The 14,308-nt window shown below is 65.4% G+C and carries 22 protein-coding genes; 21 read left to right on the top strand and 1 reads right to left on the bottom strand.

Features of this window, described 5'->3' with window-relative positions; all coding sequences use genetic code 11:
* Window positions 1-550: 550 nt before the first annotated feature.
* Window positions 551-1,648 (bottom strand): endonuclease/exonuclease/phosphatase family protein, encoded by a 1,098-nt coding sequence (locus tag ACZ7LB_RS14725; protein WP_471468217.1) that lies wholly within the window; start codon window positions 1,646-1,648, stop codon window positions 551-553.
* Between the two features lie 136 nt (window positions 1,649-1,784).
* Between ACZ7LB_RS14725 and ACZ7LB_RS14720 the strand changes: the two genes are divergently transcribed.
* The 21 genes from ACZ7LB_RS14720 (at window position 1,785) to ACZ7LB_RS14620 (ending at window position 14,280) form a co-directional block, all read left to right on the top strand.
* The gene (locus ACZ7LB_RS14720; protein ID WP_471468215.1) at window positions 1,785-2,108 is read left to right on the top strand and encodes a hypothetical protein; all 324 of its coding nucleotides are present in this window, start codon (window positions 1,785-1,787) and stop codon (window positions 2,106-2,108) included.
* A gap of 39 nt (window positions 2,109-2,147) precedes the next feature.
* Window positions 2,148-2,537: a hypothetical protein gene (locus tag ACZ7LB_RS14715; protein ID WP_471468213.1), complete on the top strand. Its 390-nt coding sequence runs from the start codon at window positions 2,148-2,150 to the stop codon at window positions 2,535-2,537.
* 2,724 nt (window positions 2,538-5,261) lie between these two features.
* Window positions 5,262-5,765, top strand: a complete 504-nt coding sequence (locus ACZ7LB_RS14710; protein ID WP_471468211.1) for a hypothetical protein — start codon at window positions 5,262-5,264, stop codon at window positions 5,763-5,765.
* A complete protein-coding gene (locus tag ACZ7LB_RS14705; protein ID WP_471468209.1) occupies window positions 5,762-6,304 on the top strand; it encodes a hypothetical protein in 543 nt (180 codons plus the stop codon). Before ACZ7LB_RS14710 ends, ACZ7LB_RS14705 begins: the two co-directional genes overlap by 4 nt.
* 144 nt (window positions 6,305-6,448) lie before the next feature.
* Window positions 6,449-6,919 (top strand): hypothetical protein, encoded by a 471-nt coding sequence (locus tag ACZ7LB_RS14700; protein WP_471468207.1) that lies wholly within the window; start codon window positions 6,449-6,451, stop codon window positions 6,917-6,919.
* 214 nt (window positions 6,920-7,133) lie between these two features.
* Entirely contained in the window at window positions 7,134-7,430 is a 297-nt protein-coding gene (locus ACZ7LB_RS14695) for a hypothetical protein (RefSeq protein WP_471468206.1), read from the top strand.
* A 12-nt stretch (window positions 7,431-7,442) separates the two neighbouring features.
* On the top strand, window positions 7,443-7,613 hold the full coding sequence (locus ACZ7LB_RS14690) for a hypothetical protein (protein WP_471468204.1): 171 nt from the start codon (window positions 7,443-7,445) through the stop codon (window positions 7,611-7,613).
* On the top strand, window positions 7,610-8,014 hold the full coding sequence (locus tag ACZ7LB_RS14685) for a hypothetical protein (RefSeq protein WP_471468202.1): 405 nt from the start codon (window positions 7,610-7,612) through the stop codon (window positions 8,012-8,014). The genes ACZ7LB_RS14690 and ACZ7LB_RS14685 overlap by 4 nt, the downstream gene beginning before the upstream one ends.
* Before the next feature lie 140 nt (window positions 8,015-8,154).
* Window positions 8,155-8,676: a hypothetical protein gene (locus ACZ7LB_RS14680; RefSeq protein WP_471468201.1), complete on the top strand. Its 522-nt coding sequence runs from the start codon at window positions 8,155-8,157 to the stop codon at window positions 8,674-8,676.
* A 279-nt stretch (window positions 8,677-8,955) separates the two neighbouring features.
* Window positions 8,956-9,474: a hypothetical protein gene (locus ACZ7LB_RS14675; RefSeq protein WP_471468199.1), complete on the top strand. Its 519-nt coding sequence runs from the start codon at window positions 8,956-8,958 to the stop codon at window positions 9,472-9,474.
* Window positions 9,475-9,601: 127 nt separating this feature from the next.
* A complete protein-coding gene (locus ACZ7LB_RS14670; protein WP_471468198.1) occupies window positions 9,602-9,895 on the top strand; it encodes a hypothetical protein in 294 nt (97 codons plus the stop codon).
* On the top strand, window positions 9,895-10,203 hold the full coding sequence (locus ACZ7LB_RS14665; RefSeq protein ID WP_471468196.1) for a hypothetical protein: 309 nt from the start codon (window positions 9,895-9,897) through the stop codon (window positions 10,201-10,203). Before ACZ7LB_RS14670 ends, ACZ7LB_RS14665 begins: the two co-directional genes overlap by 1 nt.
* Window positions 10,200-10,856 carry a hypothetical protein gene (locus ACZ7LB_RS14660; RefSeq protein ID WP_471468195.1) on the top strand — a complete coding sequence of 219 codons (657 nt, stop codon included), beginning with the start codon at window positions 10,200-10,202 and terminating at the stop codon, window positions 10,854-10,856. The genes ACZ7LB_RS14665 and ACZ7LB_RS14660 overlap by 4 nt, the downstream gene beginning before the upstream one ends.
* Window positions 10,857-10,865: 9 nt before the next feature.
* Window positions 10,866-11,450 (top strand): hypothetical protein, encoded by a 585-nt coding sequence (locus ACZ7LB_RS14655; protein ID WP_471468194.1) that lies wholly within the window; start codon window positions 10,866-10,868, stop codon window positions 11,448-11,450.
* Window positions 11,451-11,472: 22 nt separating this feature from the next.
* Window positions 11,473-11,733 (top strand): hypothetical protein, encoded by a 261-nt coding sequence (locus tag ACZ7LB_RS14650; RefSeq protein ID WP_471468192.1) that lies wholly within the window; start codon window positions 11,473-11,475, stop codon window positions 11,731-11,733.
* 153 nt (window positions 11,734-11,886) lie between these two features.
* Window positions 11,887-12,057: a hypothetical protein gene (locus ACZ7LB_RS14645; RefSeq protein WP_471468191.1), complete on the top strand. Its 171-nt coding sequence runs from the start codon at window positions 11,887-11,889 to the stop codon at window positions 12,055-12,057.
* A 1-nt stretch (window position 12,058) separates the two neighbouring features.
* On the top strand, window positions 12,059-12,532 hold the full coding sequence (locus ACZ7LB_RS14640) for a hypothetical protein (protein WP_471468189.1): 474 nt from the start codon (window positions 12,059-12,061) through the stop codon (window positions 12,530-12,532).
* A gap of 89 nt (window positions 12,533-12,621) precedes the next feature.
* The gene (locus tag ACZ7LB_RS14635; protein ID WP_471468188.1) at window positions 12,622-13,290 is read left to right on the top strand and encodes a hypothetical protein; all 669 of its coding nucleotides are present in this window, start codon (window positions 12,622-12,624) and stop codon (window positions 13,288-13,290) included.
* Window positions 13,287-13,742: a hypothetical protein gene (locus ACZ7LB_RS14630; protein WP_471468187.1), complete on the top strand. Its 456-nt coding sequence runs from the start codon at window positions 13,287-13,289 to the stop codon at window positions 13,740-13,742. Before ACZ7LB_RS14635 ends, ACZ7LB_RS14630 begins: the two co-directional genes overlap by 4 nt.
* Window positions 13,742-14,011: a hypothetical protein gene (locus ACZ7LB_RS14625; protein WP_471468186.1), complete on the top strand. Its 270-nt coding sequence runs from the start codon at window positions 13,742-13,744 to the stop codon at window positions 14,009-14,011. The genes ACZ7LB_RS14630 and ACZ7LB_RS14625 overlap by 1 nt, the downstream gene beginning before the upstream one ends.
* On the top strand, window positions 14,008-14,280 hold the full coding sequence (locus tag ACZ7LB_RS14620) for a hypothetical protein (RefSeq protein ID WP_471468185.1): 273 nt from the start codon (window positions 14,008-14,010) through the stop codon (window positions 14,278-14,280). Before ACZ7LB_RS14625 ends, ACZ7LB_RS14620 begins: the two co-directional genes overlap by 4 nt.
* Window positions 14,281-14,308: the final 28 nt, after the last annotated feature.

The raw sequence follows: 14,308 nt of genomic DNA, 5'->3' as shown, positions 1-14,308 counted from the left end.
CTAAATACGACTCGGAGTCTTAAAAGTGCCGGCGTCCGCTGATGGGTGGATTCCTACACAGGACTCGACTTCAAATCGAGAACCCTCCCAGGGGGCCGGGACAGGCTACGTCCCGGCCCCCGCCAGCCTTTCCAGGAGGCCAAATGACGACGCGATACGCAGACCGCTGGGCCGAATGCTGGCCCCACGCCGTCACCTTGGTCCGCCACGTCGAAGTGCTTGCCGACCGCGGAGCCTGGCGTGCGGAGGCCCTCGACAAACGCATCCGAACCGAAGAGGCCCTCCTACGCCACCGGGCCGACGACGCTGGCCGATGCCCCACCTGCCGCCAGCCGGCCCCTTGCCTCACCGCCCATGCCCTCACCGGCCGCACCATCTGGGCACGCGTAGCCCAGGCCGAGCCCCGAACCAGACCCCTCACCCCAACGACATCACAGCCGCCGTCGCCGAGCTGCTCTCGGTGCACGCCCCCGTGTGAGCGAGCTTGCCTAGGTGCACCGAACGGCCCGGCGTTGAGTTGGGCCGTTCGGTATCCCGGTCTCCGAACTCGTCAGCCCGCGGGCAGCCCGCACAGAGAGCCGGCAATACCCGGCCACGCTGGTAGCGGATCAGCCTCACGACGCAGGGCCTCGGTCAGCTTCCGTCGTGACAGGAGAACCTCCAGCCCATGGTGATCGCTGACACCGGTCATGTCGATGCGATTCACTTCCACCACGGCCTGAACCGTCCACGGGTCCACGTACCCCCGGTCAATCCGCTGCCCTCCCCCCTGACCGTGCGCTGCATGGCCAGCCGTCGGCCCGAGGGCATCGACCTGACCGAGTTGGTGCGCGGCATACCTCGCCGGGTCCCAAAGCCCGCAGTCCAGCAGCAGCTCGTCGACCGCCGTGCAGCTCGTCCACGATCCGTCGGGCTGCTTCCGAGCCCGGTGCCGGCGGTGCACCAGATCAGTGATCTCCGGGGAAGACCAGTCGATCACACGCACCGTCTCGCCGACCGGAAGCGGATACTCGTTGCAGTCGCCGAAGCCCCAGAAAGCCGCCCACTTCCGGCGCACGTCGCCACCGTGCTTGGCCTGCACCTTGTCCACGAGCGCGGACAGCTCTTCTACCTCGTGTGCCCGGCCGGTTGGAGCACAGAAGCTGTTGTGCCAGGACACCGTGATGATCGGCGTCGGCGGTGCGTCAGGCGCCCTCAGCCGCAGCGTCAGGATGGTCGGCGGAGTGCGCCACACCCTGGGATGCTCTTGCCGGGAGACAACCTCGAAGGCGGACTCCCGAACGAAGCAGCCGGTGGGATTCCTACCCTGCCCCAACGGTGCGCGGAATCCGCGCATCCCCAGGGCCGCTTCGGCAGCGTGAAGCCGCCGGCTTGCGGCGTTCCTTGCCGCGACCCAAGCGTCGAATTCGTCCGGGCCCGCACCGTCGTCCACCGGCCGCACCTGCGAGTACGTCATTTCTGCGCGCCCGAGCCAGTCGAAGCGGCGTGGCGCCAGAATCTCCTCGTGAGCTGCCCGCCACCGCTCCGGCAGCACGCCCGGCTCCTCCTCGGGACCCCCATCGTGCTCCAAGTTCAGGAATCCCAGCCGCAGTAACTCGCGGTCGTGAGTCACCGCACCACCCCCATAGATCATCTGATGCGTACGCATCTGCGTACGCAGTGGCGTACGTAGAAGACCGTATGAGTCGCGAGGCCGTCAAGATGGGCTCCGCACGGAACGGCGTTCTGGCGGAGCCTGCTTCCAGCAGGCGACGCGACGCGAAAAATGCCGATCAGGAAGAGACATGAGCGACAAAGATCCAGACAGCGCCCACTACCGCGACCGTGACGGTCGGTCACTTGATCTGGAGAAATGGGCCAGCCTCTACGAAGACAGCGCCTACCGTCTCGTCGCCGAGACCCAGCACCAGGGCGTGCTCGTGCGCACGATGTGGGAGGGCCTCGTCAACGGTGCCGCCGGCGTCGGCTGCATGTTCTGCACCGGGGTTCGGCGAGGCATGCGGTGGCAGACCGTCTGGGAGGGGATGTATCCCTGCACGTCCGTTGAGGCCCAAGCCGCCCACGAGATCACCGTCGCCAGAATTCGGGAACAAGCCAACAAGCAGTAGCTACTGCGTACGCAGTTGCGTACGCAGTAGCCTGCCGTCATGACTCACCCTCACACATACCGCAGCCTCGACGAGCGGCTGAAGGAGCTGGGCAAGCTCTTCCGGGCCTCCCTCCCGCAGGAGAGCCCGGAAGAGCGGCAGCGGCAGGATCAAGTGCGCTACGAGCTGCTCGCAGCAGACTGGAAGGCCGAACTCGACGCGGCCAACGCCGTCGCGTGCTCCCTGTGCCTGACTCGGCGGCCCCGTGTCCGAGAAGACGAGCCCCTGTACTACCCGGCCGCGGAGTGCGTGCACGTCCGCGCCCCGTGGCACTACCACCGGGTCTTCCACAGCAAGAGGGTCGACGATCGCGAGAGGCGCCGACACTGCCGGCGTATCCGCAGGGGACGGCTGCCCCGGGCGCCGAAGGCGGGCGCCGTGTCGTCGTGAAGTCGAAAGACGATCTCGACGACACAGTTCAGCGCCCCACCGTTTTCTGACCGCGTATTTTGCTACGGTCAGGTTGAGGCTGGCTCCACGTGTGGAGCGAGACGGGCCAGCCTCACCCTCAAGAGCCGGCGGCTCTCGCACCCCGTCGAGGACCGCCGGCTCTTGGAGCGTTTCGGGCACCGCGTTCGGTTGCCATGCAGAAGTTCCCCATTTCCGGCCCCCGTTGCCACCGCCAGGCGCCTGTGAGGCCCGCGGCCGTCAGCCCCAGTGCGTTAGCCTGCTGCTGTCGGTCCCGCGCATGTTGCGGAAATGGTGTCCTACGGAGAACGCCGAGTGCCGCAGCGGGACCCACTCCTTGAGCGCGGAGCCGGCATACGGGCACCGCTGCTGCGGCTGACGGCACGGACACTGCCTCTGGAGGGAGGGCTGGTATGCGTATCAAGCACCAGGCCCCCGGGGTGCCCGTTTCGCCCGTTAATGGTGGGGGGGTCCTCTTTGCGGGGATTCGACCCCCGCGCCCTCTTAGTCCCGTATCCCAGGTATGCCGGATTAGAGCCCATTGCACGGCTTGCGCACCTTTAGCGCCAAAAGGCACACCATGCTGATTGTAGGGCCTACGCCCTCATATGCCCGAGCTTACTTGGCGTAAGATCCCTTACGCCAAGTAAGCATAGGCGCACGGTGACCAGTTGCGCGCACGGCGTGATGCTAGCGGCCCCCATCCCTCCGCTTTGCGGGGCGAATTTCAGCAAATACCGACATGTTGCATGTATGTCGCACCGGGGCAGCTTAGCCGCATAGGTGGGTAACCGTGAGGCACTGCCCTAGCGGGACACTTTGGCGTATAAGGTGCGGCCCTGGCATAAGCTATTTCTGGGGCAAGGGGGAGTTACATCCTCGTAATGCGGCACATCGTGCGTATGCCGCGAGCGTGAGCTAGCAGACAAGTCGAGGATGTCGCGCATACGCCTCATATGAGCATGAACACGGCACAAGCCGCATAGCGAGGCAAGCGTGTGCATCCTCTCCTTACTCCCATACGTAGTAACAGGGGTAGATACTCCAGAACCCCCGAATTTTCGCGTCCTGGCATTTTCTGGAGTGTGTCCGTCATGCCTTGATATGTGGGGGCGAGGCGCTGAGCGCCCGTCTGCCGTGCCGGACCCCGCGAGGGTACCGAGCGACCCTGGCGCCGAGGCAGGCCGCGAGCCGGGCGTACACGGGCGCGGACGGCCCCCGTACGGCCCAGGGGCCGGGCCGGATTGGCGCCATGAGAGCACGCCACCGGCCGTATGCGGGCCCGGGGGGTGGCGCCGGACGGACAGCCCCCCCCGGCGGGGGAGCGGCTCCAGGGGAGCGCACACGGCCGCGACTACTTTCCGTGAATTTCGCCGCATTCCCTCACTCTCCGTAGAGAATCCCGGCCCGCCGGGCGCGTGGTCGACGCCGACGGATGATTTCTGACGCTGCATCAGAAAATGACGTTTACGCAGGTCAGAGCCCCTTTTCGCCGCTGTTGCGACTGATTCGCAATAAGGCCGCGTTGGCGTCGTGATCATGAAATGTAAGGAGTCTATGGGCTTAATGATCTTACATTTAGGTAAAGGTAAGGCAAATAAATTCCCTCCCCATGAGCCTCTGACCTGCGGAAATGTGCCGACCCCAAGACCTCGCCCCCAAAAGGGGTACACAGAGCCTCGCTGTACCCGTAATCTCTTCCTTGTCACCGCAACGGAGACGCCCCCAAGGGGGGGTGCGGCGGGGGCGCGGAAGGGAGGTGATCCGAGCGGGGGAATTCCCCGCACGTGCTCTATGGCGCCCGTGTGTCTAGCGGGTGTGACGCCGGTTCTAACCCGGTTCCTGGCACCCATAGCGTTTATTTCCTCGCTATGCGTGACCGTGGCTAAATCCGCCCCTTGGGGCGTCATCTAAGCCTTTACGGTCTCGGTTGCCGATTTCCGTCCCATCGTTTCGTCCCTGCGCACGCCAGTGCACACATTCCCCATGCGGGGGCGATTCCTCCGGATGATCGTTTGGTCAGCCTTCTGTCAACGCTGTGAAGCGTGGGCATGGGGTCACCATTCGGTTAAGCCCTGGCAAGGGTTGGAAGTTGAGCGGCGCTTTCCTGACACGAGGGGTAGTTGTGTAGGGACGTGATGCCTCACCGGAAATCCCACCCGCGCGGTTCGCCGTGCTCATGAACTTTCGGGATTACGTGGCATTGCAACGGAATCTTGAGCTGTGCGCGGATACGTGCAACAGCAGAGAGACCGGTAACACGGGACGACAGAACCGAACCGCTAGCGCGTGCGTTAGTAGGCGGCTGGTTACGGTCTCGGCGAATATCGCCACACTTGTTGTGGAGTGATTGCCGTTGATCAATGCCCGTTGAACCATGGCGCCGAAACTAGCGGCATGGGTGAATGGTGGCCTGTCAAAGGGTGACCAGTGCCGGAAACTCTCCGAATTGGACCGCTACCGCGTAGGCGCCCCCCGTGGCTGGGGGAGTGTCACACGTGCTCGGATTCCCTTCCCCCGAAATATCAACCGTGGATGCGGGATATTGGGTGGATGCCATGGCTAACACGAACCCTAAAAGGAAATGGGGCGCGCGAATATTAGCTCTGAAACTCGGAATTCTCGGGTGATCTGACTAGGTGCGAGACCTAGCGCGCGTGCTGAACTAGCCAACGAATCACGCTCACGCACAAAGAAGGGGACGGTATGAGCGGCAGCTTCTACAGCGCATCAACGATTTCTTTCGGCCCCCCCGCCCCCCGGACGGATGGCGCGCCGGACACGCGTAGTCACAAAGCGAAATCGCACCGTGTCGACTACCGGGGAAAGATCAATCTTCGTGGTGAGCGTACGGGAGCGAAGGTAAACGCCCCGCACAAGCGGCACACGGGGAAGAACCCTCGCAAGCCCAAGGGGCACGTCCTGTCGGGCGCTCCAAAGGAACTGGGAAACTCCCCCACCTATACCCCCGGCTCGTTCGCTAGGGGCATGGGACACAGCGAAGACAGCGGATACAAATTCCTCGTACGCATTGACGCCGACTCGCCTACCTACGACCGACGTTCCATGACCGACATGCGCGCCGCTCGCGACTACGCGCTAAAAAAGCAGCGCTCCGTTAAGGGCATCGCGCGAGACACCTACGCCAACAAGGTTCGGGAACTCCGCCGGATCGTCCGCGCACTCGAAAAGGAGAACAAGGGATCATGAGTCGTTCCAGCACCCGCGCCCGTAACCGTGTTCGTAAGGCAGCCGCGCGCCGTAAGGACCTCGGGTTTCTCGACTACATGCGCGGGGCGGAATTCTCCGCCACGGGTGGGCATGCCGCACTCGGATCGCTCGCCACCACCAACTTGAAGCAGACGCGCAACAAAGTATCCGCCACGTTTGCGGCCCGACAGTCCCCAGCGGAACTGGCCCACACCCCGGCCCGCGACTCGGCCGTGATCCCCACACCGCGCACGGTGTGGGAGATCGCCCGGAACTGCGGCCCTACGCCGGAGCCGGTCAAGGCCCCGACGGCGGCCCCGGTGTCCATCCCGCCGGACGCGCGCCCGGCGACGGAGCCGACACCGGTCAAGGCTGACACGCTGCCCGCGCAGGTGCGCGAGCTGGCCAAGATCGCTAAGGCCAAGGGCGTGCTGTCGGGTGAGTGGGTATCGCTCGGCGGGGTCGAGCGGAACGGCAAGACCGACCACGTCTACGCGCGGCTGCGCGGCAACTCGGTCCGCTACGCGGTCCCCGCGTAACCCGCACACATCAGGGCGTCACTCCGGCCGAGAGATCGCGCCAGGGTGACGCCCTTTCCCGTCCCAGGAAGGGACACCGCAGCAACCAGCGGTCCGCGATCCCGTGGGCCGCTTTTCTACGCCTCAAACAACGGAGGTAGCAGTATGCGCACCCCGATCAAGGCGGACGTGCCGGAGGACATGCGCGCGGCGGCCCGCCACATCCTGAGCGGCGCCGGGTCCAGCTTCGACTGGCGCGCGGTCGGCGTGGTGAACCAGTGCTACGGCCACCCGCAGTGCGCGGCGCCCGGTATCGCGGTCCGTATGAGCGACGAACGGTCCGGGGACGAGTACGTGAACGTCAAGCTGTGCGGCCCGCACGCCCGTGAAGTAATCCGGCTCGGCTTCCGAACCGAAGCGCTCTACGGGTGCATGAACGTCCGGGGCCTGTCGCCGGATGTCGACCGGCTTGCGGACAGCCTCACGACCATGCTCCACACCCCATGGATGGAGGTCCAGGCCGCGCCGCGCGAATGGTGCGACACCGGCTGCAAGATCTACGCGCGCCGCCACGAGAACGGCGTGAGCGTATGGCTCAAGCACAGCCGCACCTACGGCTGCCCGGTCGGTGTCTGACGTGGGGGCCGGGCGGTCGGCAGCGCACACGAAATTGCGGCGGGCCGCAGCCCGCCGCACCATCCGCTACGACCGGCCCCAGGCGACGCACCAGGCCGGCGAGACCAGGAATCGACTCGCGCACCTGCGTGCAATCCGCCAGGAAATCCCGGCGTACGCACTCCAGCACCGGTGGTCGGTCGCGGTGGCCAATCGGCGACTTCTTCGGAAGGACGTGGGCGACGAGATGGCCCGCGTGATGCCGGGCAAGCCGCGGAAGCCGCTCAGCATGCGCGCGGTGCGCATTGCGTCCCGGCTCTACTGCCCGAACCTGTCCGGCGTCAAGCGGCGCATTTCCGTGCACGCCTATGGGCGGGCCCTGGACGCCGCAGAAACCCACCGCGCTCGTACGCACCGCAAGAGCCGGACCGGGCGTATCAAGCACCGGCACCACGCATTCGACCCGAGCAACCGGTACTCCGGCTATTACCTATGGGAGCCGGTGCACTGCGGTCGCTACTACGACAACTGAAAGGAGAAAGGCATGCCCTCGTGCATCTCCGTTCCGCTGGCGGTCCACATTCCGGGCCAGGAAGACCGGCTGAACCTTCTCTGCCCCCTCTACGGCCGCACCGCCCGCGGTCGACGGCGCGCAGATTTCACACGCATGGCCAAGCTCGCCATCCGGTCGATCGAAAGGCAGGAAACCTTATGAACAGTGCTGAATTCGTGTACACGCCCCACGTTACTACGCAGCCGGGTGCCCGGGATGAACTCGTAGAGGAATTCTGGGCGGTGTTCCTGGAGTTCAACGTGGAATTCGCCGCCTTGCGCGCCGCCTACACCGGCCGGACGCCGAAGCCGGGCAGGCACGACCGCTGCACGCAGCCGCCGCCCACCTTCACGCGAGTGGAGCACCACGACCCGGACGGGCGGCTGACGCACTCCACACAGCACCGCAACCTGCTCAGCCGCACATGGTGGGGCGACGGCAGGAACGCGCACGCCGGACCCGGATTCACCCGGCCCGGCATCTTCCTGAACGAGATCGGAGACGCCTGCGCCCAACAATTCACCGGCCTGACCCCCGACGTGCGAATCGACCGCGGCGCGTAGGTGCTTCGGGTGGCCTCGGTGTCAGGCGGCATCGAGGCCACCCGTGGCTGTGCGCGTCCCGATGCACGCCCGTCCACGCCGGCACCTGTCCTACCAGTGTGGACGCAACTGCAACCTATTACGCAATAGAGGAGGGGTACATGTCCGCATTCGAGGTCGATAGGCTTCACATCGATTTGCTGATCAACGCCGGTCTTCAGTTCGTTTCCCCCGGAAGTCGGCTGCGCTGGCTGGTCCGTGAGCTGACGGAAGGGGAAAAGCAGGGGGTGTTCCAGGAAGGGCTCCCGTGGGGTGCCGGTGCGATCAACGTCTACGGAAATCTCAGCCGAGAGTTGAGCCACCAGTCGGCGGGCTACGTTGGTGCGATGCTCTGGGCGGAGAACCGGCGGTCGGTCAATCACCGCTACGCGGAAGCGGAGTGGGAGCAGCCCTACGTCTTCCAACGACACAGCATTTCGTTCGATCCGCTGGCAGTGCTCTCGGCGCTGGGCTGCTACGAATACCAGTCCTGCGAGCACCCGGAGTGGGAGAAGTCCGAGGCGTACCGCTTCTGTCAGGCGCTCCAGGGTGCAGCCATTCGCAGGCTGCCCGGGTACGACGCCGCGCCGTACCACATCGACTCGCTAGACGCCCTGCATAAGTGTCGGGCCAAGGCGTCCTGACCCGTGGCACGTCCCACGAAGAGTCGTGTCGTCCATGCCAATCGGGGGCCGAGCGGAGAAATTCTCTGCTGGCAACTGGGGTGCGGAAAGCCCGCGGCGTGGTGGGAGGACTGGGAGCGCTGGGCCATTAAGCGCTGGCTTTCCACTGCCTACTGTGAAGGACACCGGACCGGCCCGAAGTACCCCGGTGAACCTGGACTTACCGAACGGCCCGTACGGCAACCCGTGCGGGCCGATTCTCATGGTGGAGGGAATGACGTGGACCTGGAACACAAGGTGATGCGTTACGAGGTACCGGTCGAGGACGCCTTCTCGACCGAGAACATGACCGGAGCTGAGGCGAACATCCGTCTGCGCGGCGCGGTCGTGAACAGCATGGCCGACGAGGTCTGGATCTACGAGGTGCCCGATCTGGAGGGCAACCCGCTCCGGATCGCGGTACGGACCCAGCGTACGGAGAACATGGGGCTTGACGGCCCGCGCGTGGTTCGAGAGGTCTTCGTACAGCAGGCGACCGGCGCCCAGGTGCGCGAGTTCGACTGGCTGGAGCGCGGCGAGTACACGCCGCCCAGAGCAACGCGGCAGCCGGTCAAGGTCGGCGACACGGTGTCCGCCATGCCGGACGGACACAGCCTCTGGACGGCCGAAGTGATCTCGGTCGAGTGGGTGGTGCACCCGATGCAGAGCCACTACCAGTTGCCGCCGCTCTGGACGTGGGTGTGGGAAGTCGAGGTCAAGTTCCCCGACGGTCACACGCGCAAGGGCCGCTGGCACTCCGACTGGATTTCCGCGAAGTAGACCAGTACGAAAACTGAACCGTTTGACGGAAAGGGAGCTGATTCCGTGTGTCCTACGGTTCGGCTCCCTTTCCGGTGTCCACTCTGAGTATCTAGGCCCATCAACCAAATGGGCTAGGAGGACGCCCGTGATTCTTCGCTTGCTTTTCGACAAGCTCGCTGTGTGCCGAAGCCGCCGTCAGGACCAGCGGCAGCAGCTCCAAGCGGCAGAGGACTTCGTCTGGACGTGGGCCGACGTCGTCGACCCGAGCAGCTACGAGTACGGGGCCGAACTGGGCTGCGTCGAGACGAACCGGCTCGCCAACCTGTTCCGCCTCTTCCACTTCTGGAACACGGCCGACCAGCTCCAGGAGGAGCACGAGCGCGGACCCAACTGCAACGGCGCAGAGAAGCACCCGGCGATCGTCAAGGAAGCCGCGTAATGCGGGCGCGACAGGTCAAGGCGCTGCGGCGCCGGCAGGCGGCCGAGCGTAAGCAGCGGCAGTGGGAGGCGGCCAAGGAGTTCAAGAGCAGGTGGACCGATCTGCTCTTCTTTCTGCCCGGTGACTACACCCGCCTGATGACGTGCGAGGAGGTCGAAGCCGCGGCTGCCCTCTGGCGTGCGTTCGGCACCTGCGAGGAGCACCTCCAGAAGCTGATCAAGGCCCACGGCGTGGGGGACGAGCCCGGCGAGATGCACCACGAGTGCGACCACCGGTTCGACACGGACTGCGACGAGGGGGACGTGTGAGCGACAAGAGCGACAAGACGCACACGGTCGACGGAGCCGAGATCGTCCCCGGTATGCGGGTGCTCGACTACGACCGTAAGTGGGGGATCGTCGACCCGAACCAGTTCATCCGGCGCGGCGACCTCGACCCGGGCGGCCAGTACTTCGACGGCTTCTACGAGATCGTCTGCGACGACGGGTCGACCTCGCGGATGAACGGCACCCGCCTGACCACTCGGGCCCCGTACAAGATGCCCGGCCTACTGGAGTGCGGCCACCCGCCCGTGCCGGCCGAACCGGGCAGCGGGTACGCCCGTGTCCCGAAAACCGGCTACCGACTCTGCTACCCGTGCGCGGACGCCCAGCAGCGCGAGGAGATGAAGTCGGCCGACGTGTTCACCGGCTACATCGTCAGCGACCAGCGGCGCTTCACCACCTGGTCTGGCGGCCTGCTGGGCGAGGTCACCACGTGCACGGTCGAGGCCCAGGAGCGGTGCACGCCCAGCGGCGGCCTGTACCGGATGCGGCACGTGACGGTCCGCACGCCCGACGGTGCGACGTGGCGGGGCCGGGGCGGTAACGCGGGGGACCTGATCACCATCCGGCGCGTGAACAAGCCGAAGCCCGACAACAGCAAGGGGCCGAAGGCATTCCGAGACCTGCCCAAGCCCTAGGAGACATCCATGACCAGTCCGCGACTTCCGTACGAATGGGATGGCAAGACGAAGATCAGCCGCGCTGACATGGGCATCACGATCAAGGTCGTGGGTGCCGAGCTGGTCTACCACCGGACAGCAACCGGGTCCACGCCCGCACGCACGACGCACTTCCTGGTACTCGGCACGCGCCCGACCATGCCGCGCAGCGTGTCGAGCCTGGTCGACGACCACGGCAACCGCTGGGAGACGGGGTGCGCCTACGTGAACCCAAGGCAGGTGTTCGGGGAGGGGTTCGAACGGATGGTGTGCTGGCCTGCCGGTGAGGCCGACGTCCGCGACGGTGACGTGCTGTACATGCTCCAGCTTCAGCGGCGGCCGAACGGCAGCGATGCCGAATGGGAGAACTACAGGTCGCCGCACAGCGTGAGGGCCGTGGGATTCACCGGAGACCCGACCCCGTTCAGGGCCAACACCCTGGCTGAACTGCGCTGGTACCCGGAGGAGCAGCCCCGCCACGAGTGGCGGGCCCGCATCGATCAGTACGTCCTCAACCGGCGGGGACGGCCGCACTGGGTGTACCCGGACGGTCGGGTTGTGCCCGACAACTGAGTCCGGGCTGTTGTGGTTCTTCATGCTCCAGCTCTACGTGCCGCCGGCCGTCGGCCGGCCAGCCTCCTGGTCCAACACAGCGGACCGGTACGTAGAACTTAAGCCGCGCCGCGATGGGAGGGAATCCGATCCGGTCGCGGAGTACTGCGTGCGCCACATGAAAGCACGCATGAAAAAGGGTCGGCCCCAGTACCGCGTGCTGGTACGTGAATTCCACGGCCATGCATTCAGTCAGGCATTCGTGGTGCACGTGGACGGCACCCGTACACCGATCGGCGACTGAGCTAACGGCAGTCCAGGACGCAGCAGAAACGCTGCGTCCCGGGCTGTCGACTGTCAGCAGCTACAGGGAGGAAATGTGGAGCAGCAGCGAACTGACCTGGAAATCGGGGATCGCGTTTTCGTGACCCTGCCGTACTCCGAGGTTTGCGCGCACATGCAGGTCGCCGACCGGGTCATGGAGGTCGAGGTCCGCGAGCACGGCGCGCAGCTCCTCAAGGACGGCGAGCCCTACTCCATACCGATCACGTGGGGCGAGGCCGGTATCTACACCGACCAGACCACGGGAAGGCCGTACACCTACAACACCGAAAGGGGTGGTGCCTGAAATGGCCAAAATCACCGAACTGGGCTTGGACGACGATCTGCCGGGTGCCCAGTGGGCCCGTGAGGCGCGGAAGCAAATGATCGTCACGGCGGGGCGGAGCGGCGGGGCGGACTACCACCGGTTCGAGCGGCTGCCGTCGTACGAGGGTTGGGCAGGCATGTGCGCCTGCGGGTTCGAGCCGTCGAAGCCCTCGTACGACTCGATGGGGCCGCTGACGACGGAGATCATGCAGCACCTGGAGCGGGACGTCTTCCCGGCCGCCGACGAATCGGTCCTGTCCAAAGAGGCCGAGTTCTTCCGGATCGGCAAGCTGATCGGCTATCACCGGCTGATCGAGACGACCGAGGAACACGGCACCCGGCACGTGGGCTGGCTCGTCGCTGGTGTCGAGGGAACGATCCGTGTCCAGCCCGACGGCCACGGCAGCTTCCAGGGCCGCTGGAGCGCCTTCGCTACCGACATTCGGAAGGGCTGATCATGCCGGCCAAGAACGCGCCGCGTCCGCGGTGGCAGAAGGACACCAACCCACACACGCCTGGAGCGCTGCTGAAGGAGGGCCGCACGGTGATCGGGCGGGTGCTCTACAACGAGATGACCCGCAACTACTCCTGCTTCGTTGGAGCCCCCACCGCTGAGCGGTGGCTCGGACTGGCCGCAGACCTGAACGCCGCCAAGGGCAAGGTCGACGAGGCCCGACGCATTGAGTACGCGACCGAGTTCCTCCAGGGAATCCAGCGCAGCCAGCGTGTCTCACTGCTCGACCCACGCGCAGTGAACAACCCGGGCCAGTGGTCCGCCAAATTCGTCCTGGTCGGCGAGCAGCCGACCCTCCCGTACACGCCGGTCTGCCAGAAGCAGGACCACTTCCGGATCTACATGCAGGTGTGGGAGAACACGGGCTACATCTCCAACCTGTGCGCGTGCGAGCTGGCGAAGGGAACCAAGCAGCTCGCGGTATGGGACATGCCCGAGGACGCCAGGCACTCCATGTCCGCGACCGGCTTCGAGAACGGGAAGTTCTACGAGGAGCAGCGCACCTGGCAGTCCACGCGGTGCGGCGTGCTCATCGAGACCACCGGCGGCCTCTCCCCCTACAAGCTCGGGCACCCGTACGGCCCGTTGTTCCCCGCGAACAGGGACCGGTACCTGACCTGCCCCGGCTGCCTGATGCGTGAGGGCAAGCCGCCCGCGGAAATCGACGGCGTGACCGTGTTCGGGGGGGCTGCCTCATGAGCGCCGAATACGACGCGAATGTGTCCCATGCCCACCTGCGAGGGATGTGGGAGGCGATCCGGGACATGGAGAGGAGCGGTCTGCCGCTCTCACCGCACCAGGAGCTGTTCTTCGAGCACTTCGGTGCGATCGACCAGGCGGCACGGCAGGGCGGCCGACTGCCGGATGCCTGGCACTCCAAGCCCGGCATGCAGAGCGACCACCCGCACATGACGGTGCTCGCGGTAGCCGGTGACCGAGTGATCTCCGAGGAGAACCGCAACATCCTCAAGGGAAAGTGCTCGGCCGTCCGGGACGCCGTCGAGGCGTACAAGCAACTCAAGCGCGAGGGCGACAACCCGCGTGGAATCCGAGAGGAGTTGGAACGCGCGGTCGACGAAGCGAACAACGCCCTCAAGCACGTACAGATCCTCGGTGTGGTCGACGGGCTCTTCGAGGGATGGGAAATCTGATGGCGGAATTCACGATGGACGGCGTGTGGGCCGACGACGGCGGCCTCGAAGTCGAATACGTGGGCGTGGATCTGTCCGAGGGCGTGATCGAGGGCGTGGTCGCCGGCAACCGGCACAACAGCGCTTTCACGCACACGGTCGAGTCCGAGTCCGAGTCCGAGGCGTTCAAGGCTCTGGCAGAGGAACTGGACGCCGACAGCGTCTGGGACTACCGGGGCGACAAGCGCCGCCTGGTGTACACGCAGCCCGGGGACGAGGACGACGAGTGATCCTTCTGACCGGTTACTGGGACGAAGACGCGAATCTTGTCATCGAGTCGTCCCGAGAATTTTCCGACGATACTTCGGAGACCGAACTCGATGCCCAGGTGTACCGGGATCTTCCCGAGAAGCACAAGCAGAACGGCTGGGCCGCGTCCTTCCTCGTGGATACCCATTCCCGGGCGTGCCAGGAGGCATACGAGACCTACGTGCGCAAGGTCGGAGACAACGGACCCACGCTGATCGACAACGTCTACGGCATTCAGGTCGACGACTAGCAAAGCCTGCCCGGTTGAAGAGCAACGG

This window comes from Streptomyces sp. NPDC107521, from assembly GCF_055598485.1.
The sequence above is the reverse complement of the archived record's forward strand: the minus strand, read 5'-3'. Positions and strand labels throughout refer to the sequence as shown.